The 22,462-nt window shown below is 48.4% G+C and carries 16 protein-coding genes; 3 read left to right on the forward strand and 13 right to left on the reverse strand.

Features of this window, described 5'->3' with window-relative positions:
• Positions 1-923: 923 nt before the first annotated feature.
• From V5T57_RS12990 to V5T57_RS13005, 4 genes are all read right to left on the reverse strand, one after another.
• Positions 924-2,216 (reverse strand): GGDEF domain-containing protein, encoded by a 1,293-nt coding sequence (locus V5T57_RS12990; protein WP_332891655.1) that lies wholly within the window; start codon positions 2,214-2,216, stop codon positions 924-926.
• Between the two features lie 795 nt (positions 2,217-3,011).
• Complete coding sequence (locus V5T57_RS12995; protein WP_332891656.1) at positions 3,012-4,367, reverse strand: sigma-54-dependent transcriptional regulator; 1,356 nt, start codon at positions 4,365-4,367, stop codon at positions 3,012-3,014.
• 3 nt (positions 4,368-4,370) lie between these two features.
• Positions 4,371-6,272 carry a sensor histidine kinase gene (locus tag V5T57_RS13000; RefSeq protein WP_332891657.1) on the reverse strand — a complete coding sequence of 634 codons (1,902 nt, stop codon included), beginning with the start codon at positions 6,270-6,272 and terminating at the stop codon, positions 4,371-4,373.
• A 266-nt stretch (positions 6,273-6,538) separates the two neighbouring features.
• Complete coding sequence (locus V5T57_RS13005; protein WP_332891658.1) at positions 6,539-6,850, reverse strand: hypothetical protein; 312 nt, start codon at positions 6,848-6,850, stop codon at positions 6,539-6,541.
• 346 nt (positions 6,851-7,196) lie between these two features.
• On the opposite strand from V5T57_RS13005, the gene V5T57_RS13010 reads away from it, so the two are divergent.
• The gene (locus V5T57_RS13010; RefSeq protein WP_332891659.1) at positions 7,197-7,805 is read left to right on the forward strand and encodes an XTP/dITP diphosphatase; all 609 of its coding nucleotides are present in this window, start codon (positions 7,197-7,199) and stop codon (positions 7,803-7,805) included.
• Positions 7,802-8,251 (forward strand): NUDIX domain-containing protein, encoded by a 450-nt coding sequence (locus V5T57_RS13015; protein ID WP_332891660.1) that lies wholly within the window; start codon positions 7,802-7,804, stop codon positions 8,249-8,251. The genes V5T57_RS13010 and V5T57_RS13015 overlap by 4 nt, the downstream gene beginning before the upstream one ends.
• Here the strand turns inward: V5T57_RS13015 and V5T57_RS13020 are convergent.
• From V5T57_RS13020 to V5T57_RS13045, 6 genes are all read right to left on the reverse strand, one after another.
• Positions 8,248-8,691: a hypothetical protein gene (locus V5T57_RS13020; RefSeq protein ID WP_332891662.1), complete on the reverse strand. Its 444-nt coding sequence runs from the start codon at positions 8,689-8,691 to the stop codon at positions 8,248-8,250. The genes V5T57_RS13015 and V5T57_RS13020 overlap by 4 nt on opposite strands.
• Positions 8,685-9,110, reverse strand: coding sequence for an NUDIX hydrolase (locus V5T57_RS13025; protein ID WP_332891663.1), 426 nt, complete (start codon positions 9,108-9,110; stop codon positions 8,685-8,687). Before V5T57_RS13025 ends, V5T57_RS13020 begins: the two co-directional genes overlap by 7 nt.
• Before the next feature lie 127 nt (positions 9,111-9,237).
• Positions 9,238-10,485, reverse strand: a complete 1,248-nt coding sequence (locus V5T57_RS13030) for a L,D-transpeptidase family protein (protein ID WP_332891664.1) — start codon at positions 10,483-10,485, stop codon at positions 9,238-9,240.
• On the reverse strand, positions 10,478-12,418 hold the full coding sequence (locus V5T57_RS13035) for a L,D-transpeptidase Cds6 family protein (RefSeq protein ID WP_332891665.1): 1,941 nt from the start codon (positions 12,416-12,418) through the stop codon (positions 10,478-10,480). Before V5T57_RS13035 ends, V5T57_RS13030 begins: the two co-directional genes overlap by 8 nt.
• Before the next feature lie 256 nt (positions 12,419-12,674).
• Positions 12,675-13,448, reverse strand: a complete 774-nt coding sequence (locus V5T57_RS13040; RefSeq protein ID WP_332891666.1) for a hypothetical protein — start codon at positions 13,446-13,448, stop codon at positions 12,675-12,677.
• Between the two features lie 15 nt (positions 13,449-13,463).
• The gene (locus V5T57_RS13045; RefSeq protein WP_332891667.1) at positions 13,464-14,225 is read right to left on the reverse strand and encodes an MlaA family lipoprotein; all 762 of its coding nucleotides are present in this window, start codon (positions 14,223-14,225) and stop codon (positions 13,464-13,466) included.
• A 414-nt stretch (positions 14,226-14,639) separates the two neighbouring features.
• On the opposite strand from V5T57_RS13045, the gene V5T57_RS13050 reads away from it, so the two are divergent.
• Positions 14,640-15,311 (forward strand): Tgt2/MlaC family protein, encoded by a 672-nt coding sequence (locus V5T57_RS13050; RefSeq protein ID WP_332891668.1) that lies wholly within the window; start codon positions 14,640-14,642, stop codon positions 15,309-15,311.
• A gap of 62 nt (positions 15,312-15,373) precedes the next feature.
• On the opposite strand, the gene V5T57_RS13055 is transcribed toward V5T57_RS13050, so the two are convergent.
• The 3 genes from V5T57_RS13055 to V5T57_RS13065 form a co-directional block, all read right to left on the reverse strand.
• A complete protein-coding gene (locus tag V5T57_RS13055) occupies positions 15,374-18,256 on the reverse strand; it encodes an ATP-binding protein (protein ID WP_332891669.1) in 2,883 nt (960 codons plus the stop codon).
• A gap of 11 nt (positions 18,257-18,267) precedes the next feature.
• A complete protein-coding gene (locus tag V5T57_RS13060; protein WP_332891670.1) occupies positions 18,268-19,317 on the reverse strand; it encodes an ABC transporter substrate-binding protein in 1,050 nt (349 codons plus the stop codon).
• Positions 19,318-19,404: 87 nt separating this feature from the next.
• Complete coding sequence (locus V5T57_RS13065) at positions 19,405-22,458, reverse strand: efflux RND transporter permease subunit (protein ID WP_332891671.1); 3,054 nt, start codon at positions 22,456-22,458, stop codon at positions 19,405-19,407.
• Between the last annotated feature and the right edge of the window lie 4 nt (positions 22,459-22,462).

The following is a 22,462-nucleotide window of genomic DNA, read 5'->3' on the forward strand; positions in this document are numbered from 1 at the left end:
GTGTAGTTGTAACCCAATCATCAGGTCGATATCGTGATTTAAACACAGAACCATTCTGTTAAGAGCGGCGCTATGAGGGCGTCAATGCCCATGTTGTAGCTTCTAGGGGGTGCGGTAACCTGTTGCCAGTGATTGAGTGCTTTTTTAAGGGCAGAATGCGGATAAAGCCCTATAAGTGCCTTCCATACAAAACATAGAGAACCTCAAAGAGATTTTTGTGTGGTGTAGCATGTGCAGTATGTTTGTCAAAGAAGACTTTGAGCAGAGAGCTCCTAGGCCGTTGCATGGCGCGCCTCTGAGAAGACGTCGGCTGAAAATGATAATATTTGCCTGTTGATTCATCGGTTGTCCGTCAATGCGCCAGCCGATTTTTTTGATTGATTGGAGGGATATTGTGGCCAGTGGGTGAAAAGACGATATGGTTTAAGGGCGGGTGACGAAGGTGTAAAAGCTTGAAAGTGTGGGGGGCGAGAGGTATATGGTTTGTTTATGAGTGGTTAGATCGTAAATGAAGATGATGTGCTGATGAAGGTGCCATTTTTAACCTAAAGGTGTAGAGCCTGTTAAAATGGGCATGTTTGGCATAAGGCCGGTTGGTACTATGAGGCATCCCATAAGATCACCCAGTCAGGTTTTCTTTGTCTAAGGTATACGTAGAGATATGGCCCGTCCTGTGATTCTATGATCACTGTCATGGGTGTTGCTGAGAATCGTGTTGATGATCCTTTGAAACGCGATGCGAAGATTTAGCCTTACGATGGATTGGGGGCGGGCGTTATTCGCAGAGTAACCGTGACCTGAGGGTTATAGGGCTGCTATTTGTCTACAGCTGCCCAACACAACACATGATCTAAATAGCATGCACTGATTCTATACTTAGCCTGCCCCTGCTTTGTATGAACATTTCTGGCTGTTCTTAGTGGTTATCTTGCGCCGGGTGTTTTACGACTCCTTTTTTCTTCGTACATCGCTTCATCCGCAAAATCCATCAATCTTTCACTCTGGTCCCCATTTTCTGGATAGAGAGCAATGCCAATACTGGTGCCCACACTCAAGGTCTCACCATCAAAGTGGGTCGTTGTTTGCTCGACCAATGTACGCAGTTTGTCTTTAAACTGTGTTGCGCCTTCAGCTCCAATCTCAGGGGCCATAACAACAAATTCATCACCGCCAATTCGGGCAACAATATCGTTATCTCTTAGTTTGTTCTGCAGTTCTCGCCCTAATGCCTGAAGGATGGCATCGCCCGCAGCGTGCCCATAGGTGTCATTAATGGGTTTAAAACCATTAAGATCCAGCATAAATAGGGCAAGAGAGTGATCGTAACGTTTGGCGCGGGACAGCTCAGCATTAAGCGCACGGTTAAAGAAACGACGGTTGAACAGACCTGTTAACTCATCCCGTTCAGACTGATCCTTTAACCGTTTTTGTACTGAAGCAAGGTTTTCCATTAAGTCACAGAAATTCTCTGTGAGATGGTGAAGCTCTTTAAACCAAGTCGGAATATCGGTTAAACGACGCTCACCTGGTAGCTGTTGCTGATGTCGTAAAGAGAGAATATGTTCGGTTAGGTTCATGATGGGTTGCACAAAGAACCGCCGGAAAACAAAAAATTGCACCAATAAAATCAAAAGGGTGATGACCCCAAAGATTTGAATGATGTTCTTGAGCGCAAATGAGAGAGGAAGTTTAAGATCTTTAAGGGGAAAAGTGATATGGATAACGCCGTTTACATACCCCTCTTCGACATTGGTATGGCACTTTAAACAGCTCTCTTTAGCTACCAAAGGGTAGACAAAGTGTAAAAGATCTTCCTCTGCGCGCAGCAGCTCTTGCCCACTTTGCATCACTTGATCAATTTGGGCGGATCGTGTTCTTTGATCCCGCGAATAGTCGCTCTCCCCAAACATTTGCGCCACTTTGGTGTTGCGCACCAAGTTAATTTCAATGTCTGGTAGTGTGTAATGGATGCGTTTAACCACATCCTGAATGTCATGTTTTACCCAGCCTTTTTGCATCACCCCGTAGAGGCTTTGAAAAATCAGTTCCGAGGTTTTACGGGCTTCCATGGCTGCCAAACGGTCAATGGACTTCTGCGTCAGAATATCTGATGCCGCATAGATGGCCAGTGCTGCCATAATCAAGACCGTTAAAAAAGCCCCCATCAGTATTTGTGCAATGGAGAACTTGCGGAACGTCGATGCCAACTTTTGCATTGATGCCTTACCCATGCCACGCAGCGGAATTAGGTTGAGGAAGATCAAACATGACAAAAAGACAAGTATACCTGATTTCGCCCTGTGGCGTCTTTAGGAATCGGAAAAGCATTAGACGAAATGCCTTGGCGTTATGTAAATAGTTCTTTAGTGTTAGGGTTAAAGATAAGTAAAAACAGGTAGATATGGTATTTATTGAAGGATGTGGTCGGTTTGCTGCGCGGGATCGTCCGTGGAATCTTGCGGTCTTAATAGTTCTGTTATGATCAGTATTATAATCCTGCAAAAGTGCTGTGTAAGTAGGAGCTTAGACTATTAATCCATAGGTGCTCCCTCATGCTTAAGGATTGTGTTCTATCCTTTAATACATGTCAGGTATGTCAGTTTTGACAAAAAAAAGCTTATGTGTGCATAGGCTGGGGGAAGCCTAGAGATGGTTGGACGAGGTGATCGTGCGTATATCTCTGTTATCATGAATGGGTCGGTGAGTCTGTAGAGGTGGTGTTAGCCTCTATAGGCTGATCCCCTCTGACGCCTTGATTGGTCAAGGGGGATGAGAAAGCGGGCTGGGGCATGGGCTGCAGCTCAACGTAATCTCGACAAATATGTAATCGGTAACTCTATTGGGGTGGTTTAATTGGTCAACAGGGGCACCGTGTTTAAGTAGGCAATATTAGAGTCGCTTCGTCCATCAATGAGGTCTGTTGTCATGTATGGCGGACCCTTTTAGACAACGCCTCCCCCTTTAAGAGGTCTCAAATATGAAAGGGCAAATGGACAGGGCTTGTCTCAATGCTATCTAACCTCTTGCAATCCATACTTTCGGATTAATCGGTAGAGGTTACGCTCACTAATGCCCAGTTTATTGGCCACACTGGCTCGGTGTCCCTGGTAACGACGCAGAAGGTGTTCAAGGTAGTGTTTTTCCATCTCCCCAAGGGTGGGTTCAAAGGGGAATTTTAAGGTAATACCGCTCTCTTGTGGTGCAGGCGCGCCTGGTTCCCGGAAGGGAAGATGTTCCACCTGGATTACCTCTTCACGGGATGAAAGAAGAACTGCACGTTCCATAGCATTTTGTAGCTCTAAAATATTGCCTGGCCAATCGTGAGCGGTACAGCGCTTCATGGCACTGGGTGCCAAGCGTTTGGGGACGGTGAGTGAAAAAGGGTGGTTATCCAGAAAATGATGAATGAGTGCGGGGATATCCTCGGTATGCTCTCTTAAAGCAGGAACAGCGATCTGTTGAGCACTCAATATGCTTAACAGTTCTGGCAGCAATAACTCTTCAGAGAGTAAAGTCTGAGGCCGCATGTGGCTGGTTGCAATAATGCGTGCTGTCGCAATGAGCTCTCGGGTGCCACCTAAGCGAGAATACCGCCCTTCTTTAAGCAGTGTCAGTAGCTTTTGCTGAAGTTCAGGGGATAACGCCTCTACTTCATCCAAGACCAGGGTGCCTTGGCGTGCCCCTTCCAACAAGCCAAGTTTACGCCCGATACGACCAGGAAGCGCCCCTTTTTCGTGACCAAACAGTTCAGCCTCAAGCAATGCGTCTTGATACTCTTCACAGTTCAGTACGGCATAGTGTCCATCATGTCTGCTGCTTAGCGTATGGATGGTACGGGCAATGGAAGATTTACCTGAACCCTGTTCACCAAAAATTAAGACAGGGGTTGCATGGGTGGCGGCTTGTTCGATCTGTTGTTGTAACTGTTGCATAGGCAGGCTGTTACCAATAAGACCTTGGTGTTTTTCCTGCTGACGTTGCTGGCTTAAAAACTGATGATCATGGGTCAAGTTGGCATGTTCCAGGCCCCGAGAGACCACCAGTTCCAACTCCTCAACATTGACAGGTTTAACCAAATACTCAAAAGCACCGGCTTTCATTGCCTTAACGGCACTACTTACGGAGCTGTATGCGGTTAACATGATAACCGGTGCAGAGACAGGAATTTCTGGCAGATAGTCAATGCCGTTCACATCCGGTAAGCGCAGATCCATAATGATCAGTTGGGGCTCATGTTGATCAAAATAGTGTTCTGCTTCCGCACGGCTAACCACACCAGTGACCTCATGACCTAGGCGACTAAGGTGGCTAACCATCAAACGGTTCATGGTCAGGTCATCTTCTACGATGAGAATTTTGGTACCCATGGGTTATCTCCTCTCATGTGGTACTGGCGCCGATGAATTGATATCGGCGTCGGTCAAGGAGATGGTGAAACGGCTGCCTTTACCCGGTGTACTATCCAGCATGAGTTGTCCGTCATAACGCGAAAGGGTGGTTTGAACCAAAGTTAACCCCAATCCTGCACCATGGCTACCATCGGCGCGGTGGCTGAAAAAGGGATCAAAAATTTGAGCACGAATATCAGGGGCAATACCTTCCCCAGTATCTTCAACCACAAAAGCGACACGTTCGGTTCCTCTTGTGGTGCCAATGCGGAGTGTGCCTCCGCTAGGCATGGCATGTAGCGCATTTTGCATCAGGTTAAGCAGTACGATACGCAAATCACTGTCTGCTGCCATGGTACGAGGATTCTGCTCCGAGAGCTCTGTGTGTATCACAACATTGAACTCGCGTGCTTGCCAGTTCATGAGCGCTACGGTCTCTTCCACAATGGTATTCAGCTCTAAAAGCGCGGCAATACCAGGGGCTTCACTTAGTCGTAAAACCCGTTCAGTGATCTCAATACAGTGGTCTACCGCTTTTTCTGTTAGCTCCACAGTCTCTTTGAGCTGTGCTCGAGAGACTTCATCCCCAGAGAGGTTGGATTGCATAGCAAAACGTATACCTGCAAGGGGGTTGCGCACCTCATGGGCAATGCCTGAGGCCAGCTGGCCTAACGCCGCCATTTTTTGACCATGTGCAAACGCAACCGCTTCCTTAATATCCCGTATGGATTCAACAATCAGCTTTTTTGGGGTGCCTTCCTGTTGAACTTCCATAGAGGCCGCAACGACTTCGACCTCAACTTCAGATTGCCCATCCGCATGAATATGGGTTTGCATGGTTTTTAACCGTTGCCCCGGTGTATCGATCAGCTCATGCACGGGGCAGCTGATCACTGTAGGGGGGCAAGGGGTTGTTCTGGCATGACTAACCGCGTGACAAGGGGCCAGTTCCACGGCATCATCTTCCAACCCTAAACGGTCACGAAAAGCCTGGTTGGTTAACTGGGTACGCATGTGCTGATCAATAACGCGAATGCCATCTGGAATATGATCCAAAATGGATTGTGTATAGGCTTCGCGCTCTTCTAGGCGTTGTATGGTTACCGATAAATTATCGGCCATTTGGTCCATGGTACGCCCTAGTTGATGAAGTTCATCCTTACCCTGCATATGGCTACGCTGCTGTAATCGACCTTGCCCAATCGCTTTGGCTAACATATTCAGTTGCGTCAAAGGGCGGAGTATTAAGTGCCGTGCTGCCAGCCAAGCAAAAAATAGGCTCAGTGTCAGTATGGCCAAGCCAATATAGAACAGTATTTTGGTGCTTTCCCAGGCGTTTTGTTCGACCGGTGAGGCTTCAAAATCGACCAATAAAACCCCATTAATAGGGTTTTCTGCCACGCTGCCATGACAAGGTAGACAGGCCTCACGGTTAGCCACCGGATGCAAGCTCCGTAACACTGGTTGCTGCTGCCAATCCTTCATAAATTGGGTGCTGGCCTGTCGATGATTTGTCGTCTCTTCTTGCTTATGGGCCAGGGGTTGGTAAAGCCGTTCAGGTTGAGAACTAAAACGGATTTCTCCATCCGGATTAATAATCATCACAGAGCGGATACCCGCTTGTTGCCCCAGTCGCTGAACTATGGCATTTAAGCCTTCAAGGTCCCTTTTGAGCATGGCATTTTCAAGGGCCACCTGAAAAAGCATTTGCACTTGGCTCGCCATGCGGTTGGCACTGTGGTTAAGTTGTTGTTGATACAGGTATTGAAACAGTAACAACAGACTAACCAGCGCAACAGCCATACCCATGGCGGAGGCAAGAATCAGCTTCCCCTGTACATGGCGGGTCAATCGATCCTTATATGCAGTGAGGGTTGGGAACATTCAGGTCCTCGCCTTGAAGTGCGAATGATTCTTGAACAGGGTGCCGATTATGCCATGCTCGCAAGGTTTTTCCCAACAGTTTCATGCCTCAAACCATCATTACCAGAAAACAGAGACTGCAGAAGTGATCCGACATGTCCAATCGTACGATGATCTTTATCAATCACGTGTCAACATCATCTTATCACCCGTACCTTTATGGCAGGTAATGCACCCTTTATCGAAACCTTTTGCAATCCGCCCTGCGAACAGGCGCCTGTAGGATTTTAGATATAAGCTTCCATCTGTTTTTTATGATTTGCCCTAAACCAATCTTGACGGTCGGCATCATAACCGGCTTCTCGTTGGAACATGACCGTTACAGTACCTAACGATGGACTGCGGTTGGCTTTCACGGTATCAATATCCACACCAGAGAGCCCATAATTTCGTTTAACAACAACACGCTCTCTATGGCCATATCCCTTAAGTTTGGCATCCATGGTTTTTAAAACCGCAGTGTGGGGCTCTGTTCCCGCAGAGGGCGAGCCATTGACCTGTTTAGGACCAACCCACCGCACTTGTATTAGGGCTTTCATAACTTTACTGAGTAGTTGATGCTATTTTCCCCACTAAATACAGGCATGGGTTTGTCAGGGGTGACCATGCAACCACTGATCATCAGTCCCAGCGTACCCAGCAAGCCTACCCACGTTCTTGTTGATACGTTCAGGTGGTTAACCCCCTTTGCGTTTAGGGGTGATCTATACAAATTAGAAAAGAGGCCGTCATGAAAGTTCTCGAGTAAGAATAAAAAGAGTTATCTTTAAGTGAAGTTGTTAGCTCTTAATCTGTTATCCGCTTGAAGATTCATGACTTGTTTTCATCGGCATGAAAACTTAATCTGTTCAGGTTTTTGGTCTAAAAATTTTAGGGAGTTGATCCATGATTCGACTGGTTCTGGCAACAGGTAACAAAAAGAAGTTGATAGAGCTCCGCCGAGCATTAGAGGGGTTGCCGGTTGAACTGTTGGGTTTGGATGCCTTTCCCAACGCGCCTGAAGTTGTGGAAGATGGGGACACCTTTGAAGCCAATGCCTTTAAAAAAGCTGCGGCCTTAATGCAGCATACCGGACTACCGGCTTTAGCCGATGACTCTGGGCTGGCTGTGGATGCATTAAACGGAGCTCCTGGGGTGCGGTCGGCCCGTTTTGCAGGTGAACAGGCCAGTGATGCAGATAATGTTGATAAGCTTTTAGAGGATTTATCCGGCCAAGCACAACGTGGCGCACAGTTTTTATGTGCACTAGCACTGGTCACGCCAACCGGTGAGCGCAAGCTTTATGAAGGGCGCGTGGAGGGGGATATTACCCAGGAACGGCATGGCGAGGCTGGCTTTGGCTATGACCCTGTTTTCCAGCCAAGAGGGGAGCAACGTACCTTTGCGCAAATGGCACCTCATGAAAAAGATGCCATTAGCCATCGTGGTCGCGCCGTGCTGGCTTTTGTCCAAGCGCTGAATGCAGAAAAGATTACGTTGGGGGTCTCCTCATGAGTGGGGGGCCGTGGATTGTACGTCCATGCGGATTGTTAATCCGCGACCATAAACTGTTATGGATGCGCTATCTCTACTCAGGTGAGAGTCGTTATAATCTACCTGGTGGTAACTTAGAGGCCAATGAGGAGATTCGTGAAGGGTTACGCCGGGAGTTTATGGAGGAGGTCTCCCTAGAGGTGACGGTTGGTGCGTTACTGGGGTCGGTTCAGACTGTGGCAGCAGGTCGTGGGGTTTTGCATCTACTTTTTGCTGTAAACAGCTCTGGCCTGCCACAACTCAACCCTGATGAGACAAAAGCGCTTGAGCTGGTTTGGTTAAGTGCTGAACAAGCGGCCGAGAAAAGTCTCTACCCCGCATTACCCCAGGCAGCCTTAAAGTCGGTGTTGGCAGGCAAACCGTTGGAGAAGGGGCACCTTGGTATGGTTGAACAACCTTGGCTCTAAATAATGGTACTCTGTTCGGCTTTAGGGGGCTGAGGTGGGGTGGGCTTAAAAGGTAATGCCCGTAAGATCTCGTCCAGCTTCTGCTTGAGAGTGGGAAGAGACTCTTTAAAATGGCGTTCCCCGAGCTGAAGCAGATTTTCAAGGTGATCCGAACCATCCTCAAGCATCGCTTGCCACTGAGGGCGATGTTTCTCAATAAGTCGCTGTAATTTGCGTTTGGCCTTTTGGGCTTTGAGCTCTAAAGCGTTCAGTTTTTCCTGGCTCAACTCTTTACCTGCATCCTGCAGGGCGCGTAGTGATGATTTTAGATCCTCAAGTGCTGCTTTCAGGTCATCCATGGCTTGCTGTTGGGCATGGGGCGTTTTCTCCTGGGCAAAGGTGGTGCCAGGGGCCGCCAAATAGAGCAGGGCACACAGCAGGATAAAAACCGCTCTTACCATGACAAAAGATCTCCTTGAAGACGCATTTCTGCATAAGCCAACTCACCCTTCAACGCCATCTCATTAAATGTCTGGCGGTCCACCCAGCGTAGATCACATAGCTCACGGCTTGTCAGCCTAGGCTCTCCTTGCCACCCGTCACACCTAAAAAGAAAACCAACGTGGGGCTGATCGCACTGAAGCATCGGTACCACAGAAAACTGTTGCCACTCTGTGAGTGTAATCCCGACCTCTTCTTGGATCTCGCGCTGAAGGGTCGTCTCTATGCGCTCACCATGATCCACAAATCCACCAGGCAAAGCCCATTTGTGACGGCGGTGGTCGGAATAGTTTAACTGAGCCAACAGCAACCGGGTGGGTTGATCTGGTTGGGCATCCATAACAAACGCATGGGCCGACAGTGTGGCGCGAACCAGCATATAGGGCTCCAAAAGTTACAGAAGGATAGGAAAAGAATAGATTCATTATGCCCCATTCCGTTCGGAAAAGGGAGTTGCTTATGCCGTGGGTTGATAAAGGATAGAGGAGATTGGCTAGCGCAGAAGATCAGCCAACATCTTCATAAACAATACGCCACAACCCTTCAGAGGGGTCCATTTTCCAGTATTGGCGGCGTAAGCGCCAGGAGCCTGGAGGGCCATCTGGATCCTGTTGAGTGAAGGTAACCACCACCATCGCTTGTTCACCCGGATATTGCATAATACTGGGGTCTGTCAGGATGAACGCTTTTTTCTTCCAGTTCTTAACGATCTTGGCAATGTGTTTTGCCCAACCCTTATAATTTTTACGTTGGTTATTGAAATCAGGGGCATAGTGACGTAATGCTCGGGCTGGATCACCACTTTGCAGGTCTTGATACCATTGATGGAGCCGTTGCAAAAAGAGCCGCTGTTGTTTTTTCCAAGCCTCAGGCTTAACCCATAAAAGACGCTTACTCAGTAAGACTGGGGTACCAATGCTTGTTTTTTCTTCTAATTTTTCAAAGTCTAAATTGGTCAACGCCACACAGCCATCACTGGCCCGAGGGGGACGGCTATAGGTGCCAGAAAGGGTGCCATGCAGCCAAATACCATAACCCGTTCGCTTGTGGCGACGGTCCCACTCATTGGGATAGTTAATCGGTAGTGCCCCAGCACCGTAGAGGTCCGGTAGCTTTTCACCAGGGATATATTCGGTCACGTAATAGAGCCCAACAGGGGTCTTTTTGTCCCCCTGTTTAACCTTTTCAGCCCCTTTTTTTCCACTGGAGATGTAGTAGTCAGCAATTAATTTGGGCACGCCACCCTGATTATCATATAAGAAGAGTCGAGAGCGGGTTAGGTCAACCGCAATGGCATGGCTGTGGCGTTTAGATAAACGTAGAAGGGAGGCCGGTAACTTGCCAACAGATACAGGTTTGACCTGATGTTTTAAACGGGTCTTGGCTTCTGTGAGCAGTTTTTGGAACGTTTTGTTATCCCGTTTAATCTTCTCTCCCACTTTGGTGATCGGATTGGCACGGGCCAGCAGTAGGTCGGCATAAACGAGCTGAGCCAGTTTAAAGTCTGGCTTTTTTTCTGTCAGCGTGCGGAAGTGCATGATTGCCAATGCCATATCATTGTTGGCAATAGCATCCATCCCCTTTAGAAAAAGGCGCTCATGGGCTGACATTTGAATACGGTCATCAGGCAGTAGAATACCTTTAAACAGACCATTCGTCTCTGCCAGGGCTGGTGTTGTAGAGCCAAACCAAAGCAGGGGCAGCAACATCAAGCCTAAGCAGAATAAGCGTATGCGCAGCATCCCATCAGCCATCGGAAAGCTCTCTCAAAATCTTCCACTGTGCATCCTGACGTTCCATCAACAGGATTTTACGAATTTTATCTCTGTAGGTATCGGAACGATAACTTTGGGTAAAGCTGACCTTAGCCCGTCCACCGTGCATCGATACGATACGCAGGTTATCCACTGTAATACGAATAAATCCCGGTTTTTTTAGACGCTGAGCACGACGTTTTTTCCATGTACGTATGGAGCGGCCTTGGGGTGGCCTAAACGTTTTGGCATAGACGGCCAAGTAAGCTGAAACATCCTGGTCGCTCCAGGCTTGACGCCAAGATTCCACCGCACTACGCACATCATCACGCCAATCTTCTACAACGGTGACCTCCTCAGTCTCTGGGAGGTTCTGTGTTGTAATTGGCGTGGTTTTTAGTTCAACTTTTATGGGCAGGTCATCTTCATCTGCAACAGACCGTGTGCGGGGTTCTGTTGCCACCGCAGTCACAGGAGCTGTTGACGTTTTAGGGGCTGTAACGGGCTTTTCCGTAGGTTCGGTCTTTGCCAAAGGTTCTGTTTGTGCCGCAAGTTCAAGCTGCTTGGCCGCATGTTGGGGTTTTTCCAGCTTGCGGATTTGATCGTTCAGGGTATTAAAGCGGTTGTTCAGGTCTTTTTGGGCCTGTTGAGCTTTCTCCTGACGAATCTTTGCGGCTTTAATCGCACTTTGTGCCGCGGCGTAGCGCTTCTGTTCAGCTTCTAAATCCTGTTTAAGTTGGCTCATGGATGTCGAGCTGGCTTCATGCTGGCCTTGCAGCTTGGTGACCATGGCTTTAGAGGCTTTAAGCTCAGCCTTTAATGAGGCGATGGTTGCCTGTTGGTCATTGCCGCGGGTGGTCAACTGGTTGAGCTTGACCTCCAGTCCCTGCCTCTCTTTAGTCAAACTTTGCTGGTTGGCTTGGCGGGATTGACGTTCTTTGGCCAAAGCCTTTTTTTCTTGATCCAGTGCCAGTTGACTTTTTTTCCGTGCTTTTTTCTCTCGACTCAAGGCCTGTTCACTGTTCAGTTTGGCCTGCTCAAGGGTGTTAAGCTGAGCTTTTAAACGTGCCTGTTGCTCGGCACTTTGATGTTGCTTTGTAGTGAGCGTAGCTAATGTTGTTTGGTAGTTTTTTTGTTCATTTTCCAAACGCTGTTTGTACTGCTGTGTCAGGCGGCTGATTTCTTGAATTTTCAGCTTCAATTCATTTTCTGCAGCCGTGGCACGTTTTAATGCGTCACCACGGGCTTGGTCCGCTTTTTTACGCTCTGTAGATTCCTGTTTTAGCCGTTTTTCTGTTTCCTGTTGGCGTACAAGGGTCTTTTGTGCTTGGTCGCGTATTTTGCGTAGAACTTCAAGTTCACCCTTTAGCGTGGCCAATTTTTGTAGTGTTTTTTCATCTCTTTCAACCACGACATGTGCTTTAGGCCCCGTCTTTTTTAAAATAGCTAGGTCAGGTTGCTCATCAAAGACCTCTTCCAGCTCTAACGCTTGACCATAAGCTCGTGCCGCCATATTGGCATAGATCGCCTGTAGATTTCGGTGGGCTGTTGCATAGCTGGGGTGGCTCATAACCGCTTTTAAAAAAGAGGCCCTGGCTAGGTCCATCATGCCTTGCCGGGCATAAAGAACGCCTAGGTTGTTGTAGGGCTCTGGTTGCCTGGGGTGTTCTTTGCTCAGCTGTTCAAACAGTTGTAAAGCTTGAGGGTGTCGGTTGGTCTCCGACAAAAGCACCGCCAGTAAGAATCGAGCCTCCAAATTTTTGGGGCGCTTTTTTAAAAAAGCACGCAACTTGGGCTCGGCATCCGTATAGGCTTGGCGATCCAACAGGCGGTGAAACCCGTCTAGCTTCGCCTCCAAATCCTCTGCATGACTCAAGGATAGGGGGAGCAGGGCAATAAAAAATGCAATCAAAAGCTTGTTCAGAGATTTCATAAGAAACTTGAATTAAACAGACTGGGCTTGATTACCCACGGAAGTAAAAAAGATTATCCTTTTTACAGCCACCCCGCATACATACCGTATGCCCCTATTTGGCCTTGAATTTTAGACCGCCTGACCAACGGCACTCTGTTGGAGAGACCATGCAAAACCCTGGCAACCTACCTATAATAGCGGCTATATATGTGCCTGCAAGGCATCGTATGGAAAATGGGTAAAAAGAGTGCGGTATGTGAGCGGCGGTGTGTCTCTAAATGGGGAGAAATACGGCGGAAGCGACAAAAGAGAAGACCTGTTTAACCGCCCGCTTGGACTTTTGTGCCATGACTTGTGCCATGAGATCCTGCAGAGCCACCATTTTCCCCGTTAACCGTTCAAAGCTTAGGTTGGGCGGTTCTGCATCATCTCCCAGGTGAATGCTGTAGAGGTAGGGTTCGCCAATGGCTGTACGGGTGTTAAACAGTCGCCACGCTGCAATCTCAATATTCCGTGCACTGTTGTACAGCTTTTGGGGGTGTAGTGGTTCTTGAAAGGTTGGCAGTTTATCAAACATGCTAAATTCACGCTTACCTTCATAGGATGCATGAATCATATAACCTAACCCGGCAATAAAGGCAAAAACGCGGTCCCCTTGATAGGTATCATCAAAGGCGAGATAGATAGCCGTTGCGCCAAAGTGCTTGCCAAGCTCCTTAAACTTCCAGTCATGGTTTTGAGAAAAAAGCTGTTCCAATCGGGTCCTATAACCTGATACGGGTACTTTTTGTAGCTCCCTGGGGTTGCGTAGATAAAGCTTTTCCGCCAGGTTGCGTAGCTCTTTCATCACAGCCATTCGGGTGGTTTCCACCACAATGTTGGTTTCAGACTTAACCATGTCTGAAAGCTGGAACTCAGCATTGCTGGGTTGCCACTCCTGTCGCTTGGCGTTAGGGTCGCTGGCACATCCGCTGAGTAGAAAAAGCACAAAAAAACCGCTGACCCAAAGGATCAAGCGGTTTTTTTGATGTGGTATCTGTCTATTCACGATCAAGCGCCTGACTTAACGCTGAATTTCACGATCCCGGATCTGTTTAAAGCCATTCCGTACCGCAATGTAAGGATCGATTGCTGCACTTTTAATGCTCTCATAATCACCCAGGCTGAGCGAGGTACGGTTAACTGTTTCCAGTCCGCGAACACCAATCTGTGCCCAGGTATGCTCTAGATAGGTGGTCGGGGTCAAGAAAGCATCACCCACCAAGCCAACAGAGTCTCTGACTGTAGAGGCGCCAAGAATAGGCCACACGATGTAGAGACCTTCGCCCGCACCGTAGGAGCCAAACGTCTGGCCAAGATCATCTTTATGAGAGACCAGATTGTGATGTTCACCAGCAATGTCAAATAAGCCCAAAACACCCACAGTGGAGTTCACACTGAAGCGGGTTAGCTCAACCCCAGCTTGTTTGACTTTACCCTGCAGTAGTGAGTTGACGATGTGTACAGGCTCTTTCAGATTGCTGAAAAAGTTGCGTACAGCCTGACGTCCGCCTTGTGGAATGATGGCTGCGTAACCGGTTGATATTGGCTTAAGCAGCCAAAAATAGAGCTTGTCATTAAACGCAAACATCGCTCGGTTCCAGCCTTCCAGGGGGTCATTGATGGCATCACCCTGGCTCCACAGGTCGGCATTGTTCTCGTCGAACTCAGCCCAGATGGCATCATCCATCAATGCCAACTGCTCTTGAGCCTGGGCAGCCTGTGGTGCCAGAACCAGAGCCAACGCAACCACCGCTATTTTTAACCAACCCATGTAGGTGGACATGATCGTTTCCTGTTGTCTTTATAGTCTTTATCAAACAGGTAGTCTAAACTACCGATCGTGATAATGCGTTAATAGAGAAAATATTTCAATGTTCCTGTTGCAGCATAACGGAAAAAAACGATTACTTCAGCCATGTAAATGGTTAGGCATCATTTTTTTCGATGCATCATCGTAACAGTTTTGGAAAAAAACGATGATGTCACCCTTGGGTGGCACGAGTTAATGGTTTGTTTCTTCCTAATGGGCTTCTTAAAGATAGGAGAGTGTGTCGATAAAAAAGATGCATAAAAAATACATGGGTGGCATAGCAATGTTCGGCAAACCTAGGCATGGACAGGAAAGGTATGGTATTAAAGCTCCCATAATCAACCAGCGTTACCTGCTACTGATGGATTATTGCGGCGAGTTAAAACTATGAATCTGAATCGCATCGTATCCTCCTTTTTTCTCTTTATGCTTCTTGCATGGCCCTTGGCTCTTCAAGCCGATACTACACCTGTGCATGGAGAAACCGCAGCCATTCAGCGTTCGGTTCATCTGGCCGTGGAAATTTTGCGTGATCCAGAGTTGGCCAAACCTGAGCATTGGCAAAACCGTCGTGATCGGCTACGTGCCTTGATCTATGGCCATTTTGATTTTGCTATGATGTCCCGTGGTGCGGTTGGTCGTAGCTGGGGACAGTTTTCAGGCAAGCAAAAAGAGGCTTTTATCGACCTGTTCCGTCAAACACTGGAAGATGCCTACCTGGATAAGGTGGAGTCTTACCGGGGGAAAGGGGTCGTTTTTCAGCCAGAGCAGAAAAAAAATCAGCGGATTATTATTTTGAATAGTCAGGTTGATCTGGGTGGAACCCCTATCAGGCTAACCTACCGTTGTTTAAAAACAGCGCAAGGCTGGAAGGTGTTTGATCTGGTGCTGGAAGGGGTTAGCGTTGTGGCCAACTACCGCAAACAGTTCCAGCATCTGCTGAAGCAAAAAGGTGTTGAAGGTATGCTTGAGATCCTAAGAGGTAAGGTTGAGGATAATAAGCAGTCCCGCTTAAAGGCTATTAAACAGGCCAAGCAGGTTGAGGTTGACCAGCCCTAACTGCTCAAAATCCTATAGCGATCATAAAAAAGCGGCCTGTCTGGATAAGACAGGCCGCTTTTTTATGAGGTCGCCAAATAGCGGAGTAAGTTTTTTTTGCGAATGGGTTTGGTGAGAAAATCATCACACCCAACATCCAGGCAACGCTCTCGGTCCCCTTCCAGCGCATGGGCCGTTAATGCCACAATACGCATGGGATCGCGCTCTTCTAAGGCCTCTTGTAGGCGGATTTTGGCCGTGGCGGTATAGCCATCCATCACAGGCATCTGCATATCCATAAGTACCAAGTCGAAGGGCTGCTCCCAAACCTTCTCCAGAGCCTGCTCTCCATTTTCTACCGTTGTTAAATGGTAGGGGGTTTGCTTGAGATAAGAACCAATGAGAAGGGCATTATCTGGGGAGTCTTCGACCAGAAGAATCTTCATAGGCCTTAAAGGGGGCAGGGCGGGGGCAGGCTCATTTCCCTGTTCTAAAGAGACGGGTATTTTGGCTTTGGTAAAAGGCAGAATGAGGGTGAAGGTTGTGCCCACATCTGTTTCACTCTGTAATTCTATGTGGCCACCCATTAAATCCATGAGTTTTTTGGTAATGGCCAATCCCAGTCCACTACCACCATGCTGACGTGTGGCCGTAGAGTCGACCTGGTGAAAATGTTCAAAAACTTGATCATGGTGTGCTTTAGGAATACCTACCCCGGTATCCGTAATCATAAGCCGGATACCTAAGGGGTGAGGGTAGGCTTGGATAAGCACTTTACCCTTTGATGTAAACTTTACCCCATTACCAACAAGGTTGATGAGTACTTGCCGTAGGCGCCGCTCATCTCCCTCCCAATGATGAGACAGTTCAGATGCGTAGTTTAGCTCAATAGAGAGCCCTTTCTCTTTAGCGCTGGGTTCAAGCAATAAGGCGACGGAATGGATCAGATGGTGCAGATTAAAAGGTGCTTGTTTGGCTTGTTCTACCCCAGCTTCTAAGCGGGAAAGTTCTAAAATATCATCAATCAGTGTCAGTAGTGCCGCCCCTGCTCGGGCTTGTACGGATAGATAATCTGCTTGGGTCTGTTGGTCTGGTGCCTCCTGGAGGAGCTCGGTCATGCCAAGAATGGCATTCATAGGGGTGCGAATTTCATGGCTCATCATGGCCAAAAATTCACTTTTTGCTTGGCTGGCATCCTCAGCACGCTCTTTGGCCGCACGTAAAGCGGACTCTGTCTGTTGACGTTCAAGCTCCATAGCTGCGCGCCCAGCGAAGATGCCAAGAATGGAGTGACCCAACTCAGGATCTGCCAACGGTTCATTGTCTAAAACAGCCAAAATCCCCAGCGGGTGACCATCAGAGTTGAACAGGGGGGTGCCCATGTAGCTTTCAGCCTTCATCTGGCTTAGCAGCTGATCCTCAGGAAAACGTAGTTGAATGCGGTCAGAATAAACGCAGGTCTCCTTGCCGATAACATTGGCACAGGGGGTTCCTTCCAGTTCATATTGAAAAGGGTCTCCATACTCCCCATTTGCCCAGATGGTGGTGGCCTTGACTGTGGGTTCTGCGGTGGCTAAAAGTCGGCCTACAAACACATATTTTACCTCTAGAGCTTCAGCAATATTACGAACCAGTTCCCTCTGAAAAGCTTCTCCGGTGACGGTCGCAGTACCTTGGATAATGCTCTGGGTGATGCGTTCTGTACGGCGGCGGGCTGTGATGTCGTTAAAGGTAACCACGGCACCAACCGCTTCCCCTTTTTCAAAAATGGGTGTGGCCGCATACTCAACCAGAAAAGTATGTCCACGCATATGCACAAAGCGGCCCTCGCCTTGTTGTGATTGATGTGTGGTGAGTACTTGACTGATGGGGTTGGGGGTGATGCCGGTTCCATCATGGTACCAGATCGGTAGGGCCAACTGACCAAGCATGCTCTCAATATTGCCGCCTAGCATGTTGGCTGCTGCGGGATTGATAAACTGATGGTGCCCTTTAAGGTTTAGCCCAAACACCCCAATAGAGGTGGATTGAAGAATACTTCCGAGTCTGGATTTGCTTTCCCGCAGGGCGTCTTCATTATGTCGAATTTGGTCATTTAGCTGGCGTTGCTTTTGAACGGCGCTTTCCAGCTCTTCATTTCTTTCATGTAGGAGATGGTTGGCCGTGGCGAGCTCATGGGTGCGGCGGGTGACCTTTTGTTCCAGTTCCACTTGCGCGTTTTGCAGGTCTTGAAACTGTTGGCTCAAGGTGTTGGCCATTCGGTCCAAGGCATCAGAGAGCTGGCCGACTTCATCTTGTCGTTGGATGGAGGGGGTGCCATCGAAAACGCCATCACTAATATGCTGGGCACGCTGGGCCAAGGCCACCACAGGTTTAACGATGAAGCGCTCTAAAAAGAAATTCAGTAAAAGAGCGATAAGCACAAAGGTTACCAGAATATTAAGGACAATTTGGGTAATGGCCTCCCAGACTTTGTCATCCACCTCTTCGGTACGAAAACCCAAACGTACGACCCCCACGTGCTTGTTATCAGCATCAAAGGTAGGAATAGAAACATCATAGTAATGTTTGCCATCAAACCGGTCATAGAATTGCCAAATGGGCTCTTTGGTCTGAATGCTCCTTAAACCTGCTTTGTCTTGAAAAACACGCCCCACAAGTTTGGGGTTGCTATGAAAGAGTGCACGTCCTTCAAGATCTGTAATGGCGCTGTAGGTGATGTGACGGTTTTGGGTGATCACTTCAGCCAGCTTTTTATCCATGCCGCTTAGAGAGTCCAAGGGTAGGCCCAAGGCCAGCATCTCGTTAAGCATGCCATTAATGCTATGACCGATACCAAAGGACCCCCGTAACAGAGCGTCGGTATAGGTTGTGCGAAAATTTAAGACATGCAAGGTGGCACTGCCGCTAAGTAACAGAGCCACAATCGCAATGGTGACCAGCAGGATTTTATGGTTTAACCGCATACCAAGCCATTCTATTTAATAATGTTTTCACCAGCAAGTTGGAGCAGGCCAACGGGTACTACAATGCGATGTTTGCGGGTGTTGCGTAGATCAACCGCATAGCCAAACTTGGCGGGCCATTGAGGGGTGAGGTTGGTGATCGCTTCACCATCCAGCAGCCGCTTGACCATTTTGGCCGCCTGTTTACCAATGCTGCTGTGTGAAGGGTAAATTACAGCACTGGCCCCCCACTGTTCCATCACATCCTGGCGGACTAAACCAATAAGAGGTTTGGTCGCATATTGGCTTACATGCTCAGCAAAGGGTTGACGAGCCCCCAATTGATCATTGGCTTTGATGAAGGCATCAACCTGAGGGTCTAGGGATTTAATCATCGGGATGGCCGCATCGGCCATGCGTTGGTCTCCATCTTCACCCGTTATTAAGGGTACAGCTTGGAAAAGAATATTTATATCTTGGAACTCTGGATCACTTTTGATCAGTTCCTGTAACCAGCGGTTGTAGCTGTGGGATTGTGGCATATCTGCATAAATTAACCCAAAGGTTCGGGCTTTTGGCATAAGTTGGCGTACAAAGCGTAGCCGGGCTTTTACCGGAACAGGGTAACAAACACCGGTAAAGTTAGCTTTAGGTGGGTATATAAAACTATCAATAACACCAATACCTACCGGGTCGGTAGGGGAGGCAAAGACAACGGGTATATCTTGCCCTAACAGGACCTGTTTGGCGGCAATGGTGGCAACGGTACCACCCGTATAGATGACATCATAACGGCTAGGTTGAGACTGTTTGAGTAGCTTAACCCCACGCTCTACATCATTGCTGGCAGAGTGGATGGTGACATGGAGGTTTTGGCCTTTTCGGTAACCGTAACTGGCCAGAGATTGTAGCAGTGCCTCACGGGCTTCTTGATAAGGACTACCGAGTTGAGATTCCAATATGAACAGGCGAAATGGGGGTTGAGCCGTGGCTGATGTGGGGAGCAGCAAAAGGCCAACCATCAGCGTGGCATATAACGAAATATATATGCCCAAACGGTACGCTTTATTCATCCATTTCATAAGCACCTACCAGGGTTAACTCCAGGCCCCCGCTTGGATAGCTCCACTTTAACTAAAATGCTGGTAGAGGTCTATCTTTGATCTAAGTTAGTCCGGCTTAACGCGGAATAGCAGTGCGTAAAGCACGGGTACCACCCCTAGGGTGAGCAAGGTCCCGACCCCCAAGCCAAAGGCCATGGCATTGGACATACCATAAAAGAGAGGGTCCCTGGCTAAAATGAGCGGCATCAACCCTAAAATGGTGGTAATGGTGGTCATGGTGATGGGGCGTAAACGCATGACAGAAGCATCGATAATGGCTGTGAAAGGGGATTTTCCCGCCTGTTGCTCAATATCGATACGGTCGATTAAGACAATGGCATTGTTAATGATGATCCCACCTAAAGAGTAGAGTCCCAGCGTGACCATGAAACCAAAGTAGGAACCTGTGGCTAACAGGCCCACCACCGCCCCAATTAAAGCCAAAGGGATGGTTAGAATAATAATGGTTGGGCGCCGGAACGAGTTAAACTGGCCAACCAGTAAAACCACGATTAACCCCAGTACAATGGGGACATTTGCCCCCAGAGCTTGTTGTGCATCCGCTGAGTCAGCAATGACACCATCATATTCAATACTATGGTTCACGGGCAGATCCTCTTTTAAAGCGTCAAGCTGTGGATCAACCCGTTTTTTTAGATCTTCTGCCGTCATGATCAGGCTTTTTGCTTCAACGGTGACGGTGCGGAACATATTCTCCCGTTGGATGAAGGCATACTGATTATAGGGCTCAAAATCTGCAATTTGGAATAAAGGTACGGTCATGCCGCGTGTGGAGGAGTAGACGTTCATTGAACGCATACGGTCCAGGTTAAAGCGCTCAGCATCAGAGGCCCGCATGATGATAGGGATAATGTCATCCTGCTCTCTAAACTGAGTGACCTCTATGCCATTGAGGTAGGACTGCATGGAGCGTGCAATATCATCACTGGTGATGCCTGCCCGTCGAGCTCGGTTTTGGTCAACTTTAACAAGTACTTTGGTGATGCGGTTTTGCCAGTCGTTTCGAACATCAATGGTACCTGGGATGGTGCGTAGATGTTCAGCTATCTGTTGAGCTTTTTGATAGATTACATCGGCATCCGGCCCCTTAACCTGGATTTCTAACTTGCTGGAATCACTGGGGCCAAGGAACATGCGGCTGACGCGAATAAACATATCGGGAAACTGTGCACGAAAGCCTGTACGCAACTGGTTAAGTGTTGTTTCTACATGCTCTAGCTCATCAATATTAAAGACCATAAACCCCGTGTTCTCTGCGGGATCCCCCGGGGTGAGGGTGAGGACAAAACGTGGTCCGCCATAGCCGGTATAGCCGGTATAGCCGGTGATATAAGGAAACTGTTGCTTATCTTCCAGCCATGTAAAGATATCGCGCATACGGCGATCTGTTGTGCGGGCTGATGTTCCTGCGGGTAGCTCAACATAGGCCAAAATTTGGGCACGGTCAGAGTTGGGGAAAAACTGTTGGGGCACATAGCGCATTAACCAGCCCGACCCGACCAATAACGTAAACATAAGACCCATAAAGAGAATGCGGTTACTCAGGGCCCAATGGAGAAAGCGCGTATAGAGCGCAAAAGAGCGTCGGGCCCGTTGGGCTTTGCCCCCTTTTTGGCGGTGCGGGTCGATTTTAAGAAAGTAGTAGCAGAGGGTCGGGGTAAAGCCTAATGCCAGTACCCATGAGGTCAACAGCGCAATCATAATGACCAAGGAGATGGAGCGGGTATACTCCCCGGCAACATGGTCTGCCAACATTAACGGCAGAAAAACCAAGATCGTTGTCAGAGAAGAGATCAATAAAGGTACCGTTAACTCATCCCCAACCCCTTTTAAGGCGGCGTCGCGGTTTAAGCCATTTTCCAGTCGGCGTTTAAAATCTTCTGCAATAACAATCCCATTATCCACCAGTAACCCCAGTGAGATAATTAGGGTGGCCAAAGACATGCGCTCCAAAGAGAGCGACATCATATTCATAATGGCCAGCGTGGCCAGCATGACAAAGGGCACAATGGCGCCAACAATCAAGCCGGTACGAATGCCCAAAAACAGCATAACTACGACCAATACAATGATCAGTGTTTGGATAACACTAGAGGAAACACCATGAATGGTGCTGGCGACTTGATCGGCTTGATAGGTGGCAATGGCGAGATTAAAACCAATGGGGAGTGTTTGCTCCACCTGCTCAATAACTGTTTTTAGCCGGGGTGCATACTCCAACACGTTATAGCCCGTAAGCATGGAGATGGCAAACATCACGGCGGGTTGGCCGTTGTGGTAAGAGGTCTGGTGTGGAGGGTCGAGAAAATCCCGCCGAATGGTCACGATATCAGAAAGCGGAATAACCTCTTCGGTACCTGGTAAGGAGATCAGGGTCTCGCCAATTTCATCGATGGTTTCATAGTTACCGGTTGGCTCAATGATAAAACTCTTGCTGCCGGTATCAATCTCCCCTCCGGGCCGGATAATGTTTTGGCTCTGTAAAATGGTGATCAGTGTGTTTGGAGAAATACCAAGGCGGGCCATTTTGGCATTGGAAGCCTCAAGAAAGATACGTTCTTCTTGAACCCCTAAGATCTCAATTTTTTTTGTGCCTTCAACACTATAGAGCACATCACGAATATGTTTACTCATGTCATGCATGGCTGCCATGTCAAAACCATCGGCACTCAGGGCCAAGGTAACAACAGAAACACTGCCAAACTCATCATTTACCACAGAGGTTTGTGTGCCACTGGGTAATGAGCTTTGAGCGGCCCCGACTTTATTGCGTAGATCTTGCCATATGGGTTCCAGATCACTAAAACGGTCTTGAATTTCTACATGAATGATCGAGCGTCCCATGGTTGATGTTGAGCGGATCTCCTCAACCTGGGGGATGCTACGTATGCGCTCTTCGAGTTTACGGGTAATCAGCATCTCTACCCGGTCGGGGTTAAGACCAGGATAGCGGGTAACCACCAGTGCTTCACGAATGGTAATTTCTGGATCTTCACGGGCGGGCAGGGTGAAGTAGCTGGCGGCACCATAAGCCAGTAGTGCCAGCAGAATAATAAGCACCAAACGCCGATAACGGAAGGCAAGGCAGGTGAAGTTCATGTCT

The sequence above is a fragment of the Magnetococcus sp. PR-3 genome (genome assembly GCF_036689865.1).
Classification (GTDB): domain Bacteria; phylum Pseudomonadota; class Magnetococcia; order Magnetococcales; family Magnetococcaceae; genus Magnetococcus.

What these genes read in the sequence shown, in the direction of transcription:
- V5T57_RS12990 (WP_332891655.1), bottom strand. Translation starts at nt 2,216, where the DNA reads ATGCAAAAGTTGGCATCGACGTTCCGCAAGTTCTCCATTGCACAAATA.
- V5T57_RS12995 (WP_332891656.1), bottom strand. Translation starts at nt 4,367, where the DNA reads ATGGGTACCAAAATTCTCATCGTAGAAGATGACCTGACCATGAACCGT.
- V5T57_RS13000 (WP_332891657.1), bottom strand. Translation starts at nt 6,272, where the DNA reads ATGTTCCCAACCCTCACTGCATATAAGGATCGATTGACCCGCCATGTA.
- V5T57_RS13005 (WP_332891658.1), bottom strand. Translation starts at nt 6,850, where the DNA reads ATGAAAGCCCTAATACAAGTGCGGTGGGTTGGTCCTAAACAGGTCAAT.
- V5T57_RS13010 (WP_332891659.1), top strand. Translation starts at nt 7,197, where the DNA reads ATGATTCGACTGGTTCTGGCAACAGGTAACAAAAAGAAGTTGATAGAG.
- V5T57_RS13015 (WP_332891660.1), top strand. Translation starts at nt 7,802, where the DNA reads ATGAGTGGGGGGCCGTGGATTGTACGTCCATGCGGATTGTTAATCCGC.
- V5T57_RS13020 (WP_332891662.1), bottom strand. Translation starts at nt 8,691, where the DNA reads ATGGTAAGAGCGGTTTTTATCCTGCTGTGTGCCCTGCTCTATTTGGCG.
- V5T57_RS13025 (WP_332891663.1), bottom strand. Translation starts at nt 9,110, where the DNA reads ATGCTGGTTCGCGCCACACTGTCGGCCCATGCGTTTGTTATGGATGCC.
- V5T57_RS13030 (WP_332891664.1), bottom strand. Translation starts at nt 10,485, where the DNA reads ATGGCTGATGGGATGCTGCGCATACGCTTATTCTGCTTAGGCTTGATG.
- V5T57_RS13035 (WP_332891665.1), bottom strand. Translation starts at nt 12,418, where the DNA reads ATGAAATCTCTGAACAAGCTTTTGATTGCATTTTTTATTGCCCTGCTC.
- V5T57_RS13045 (WP_332891667.1), bottom strand. Translation starts at nt 14,225, where the DNA reads ATGTCCACCTACATGGGTTGGTTAAAAATAGCGGTGGTTGCGTTGGCT.
- V5T57_RS13050 (WP_332891668.1), top strand. Translation starts at nt 14,640, where the DNA reads ATGAATCTGAATCGCATCGTATCCTCCTTTTTTCTCTTTATGCTTCTT.
- V5T57_RS13055 (WP_332891669.1), bottom strand. Translation starts at nt 18,256, where the DNA reads ATGCGGTTAAACCATAAAATCCTGCTGGTCACCATTGCGATTGTGGCT.
- V5T57_RS13060 (WP_332891670.1), bottom strand. Translation starts at nt 19,317, where the DNA reads ATGAAATGGATGAATAAAGCGTACCGTTTGGGCATATATATTTCGTTA.
- V5T57_RS13065 (WP_332891671.1), bottom strand. Translation starts at nt 22,458, where the DNA reads ATGAACTTCACCTGCCTTGCCTTCCGTTATCGGCGTTTGGTGCTTATT.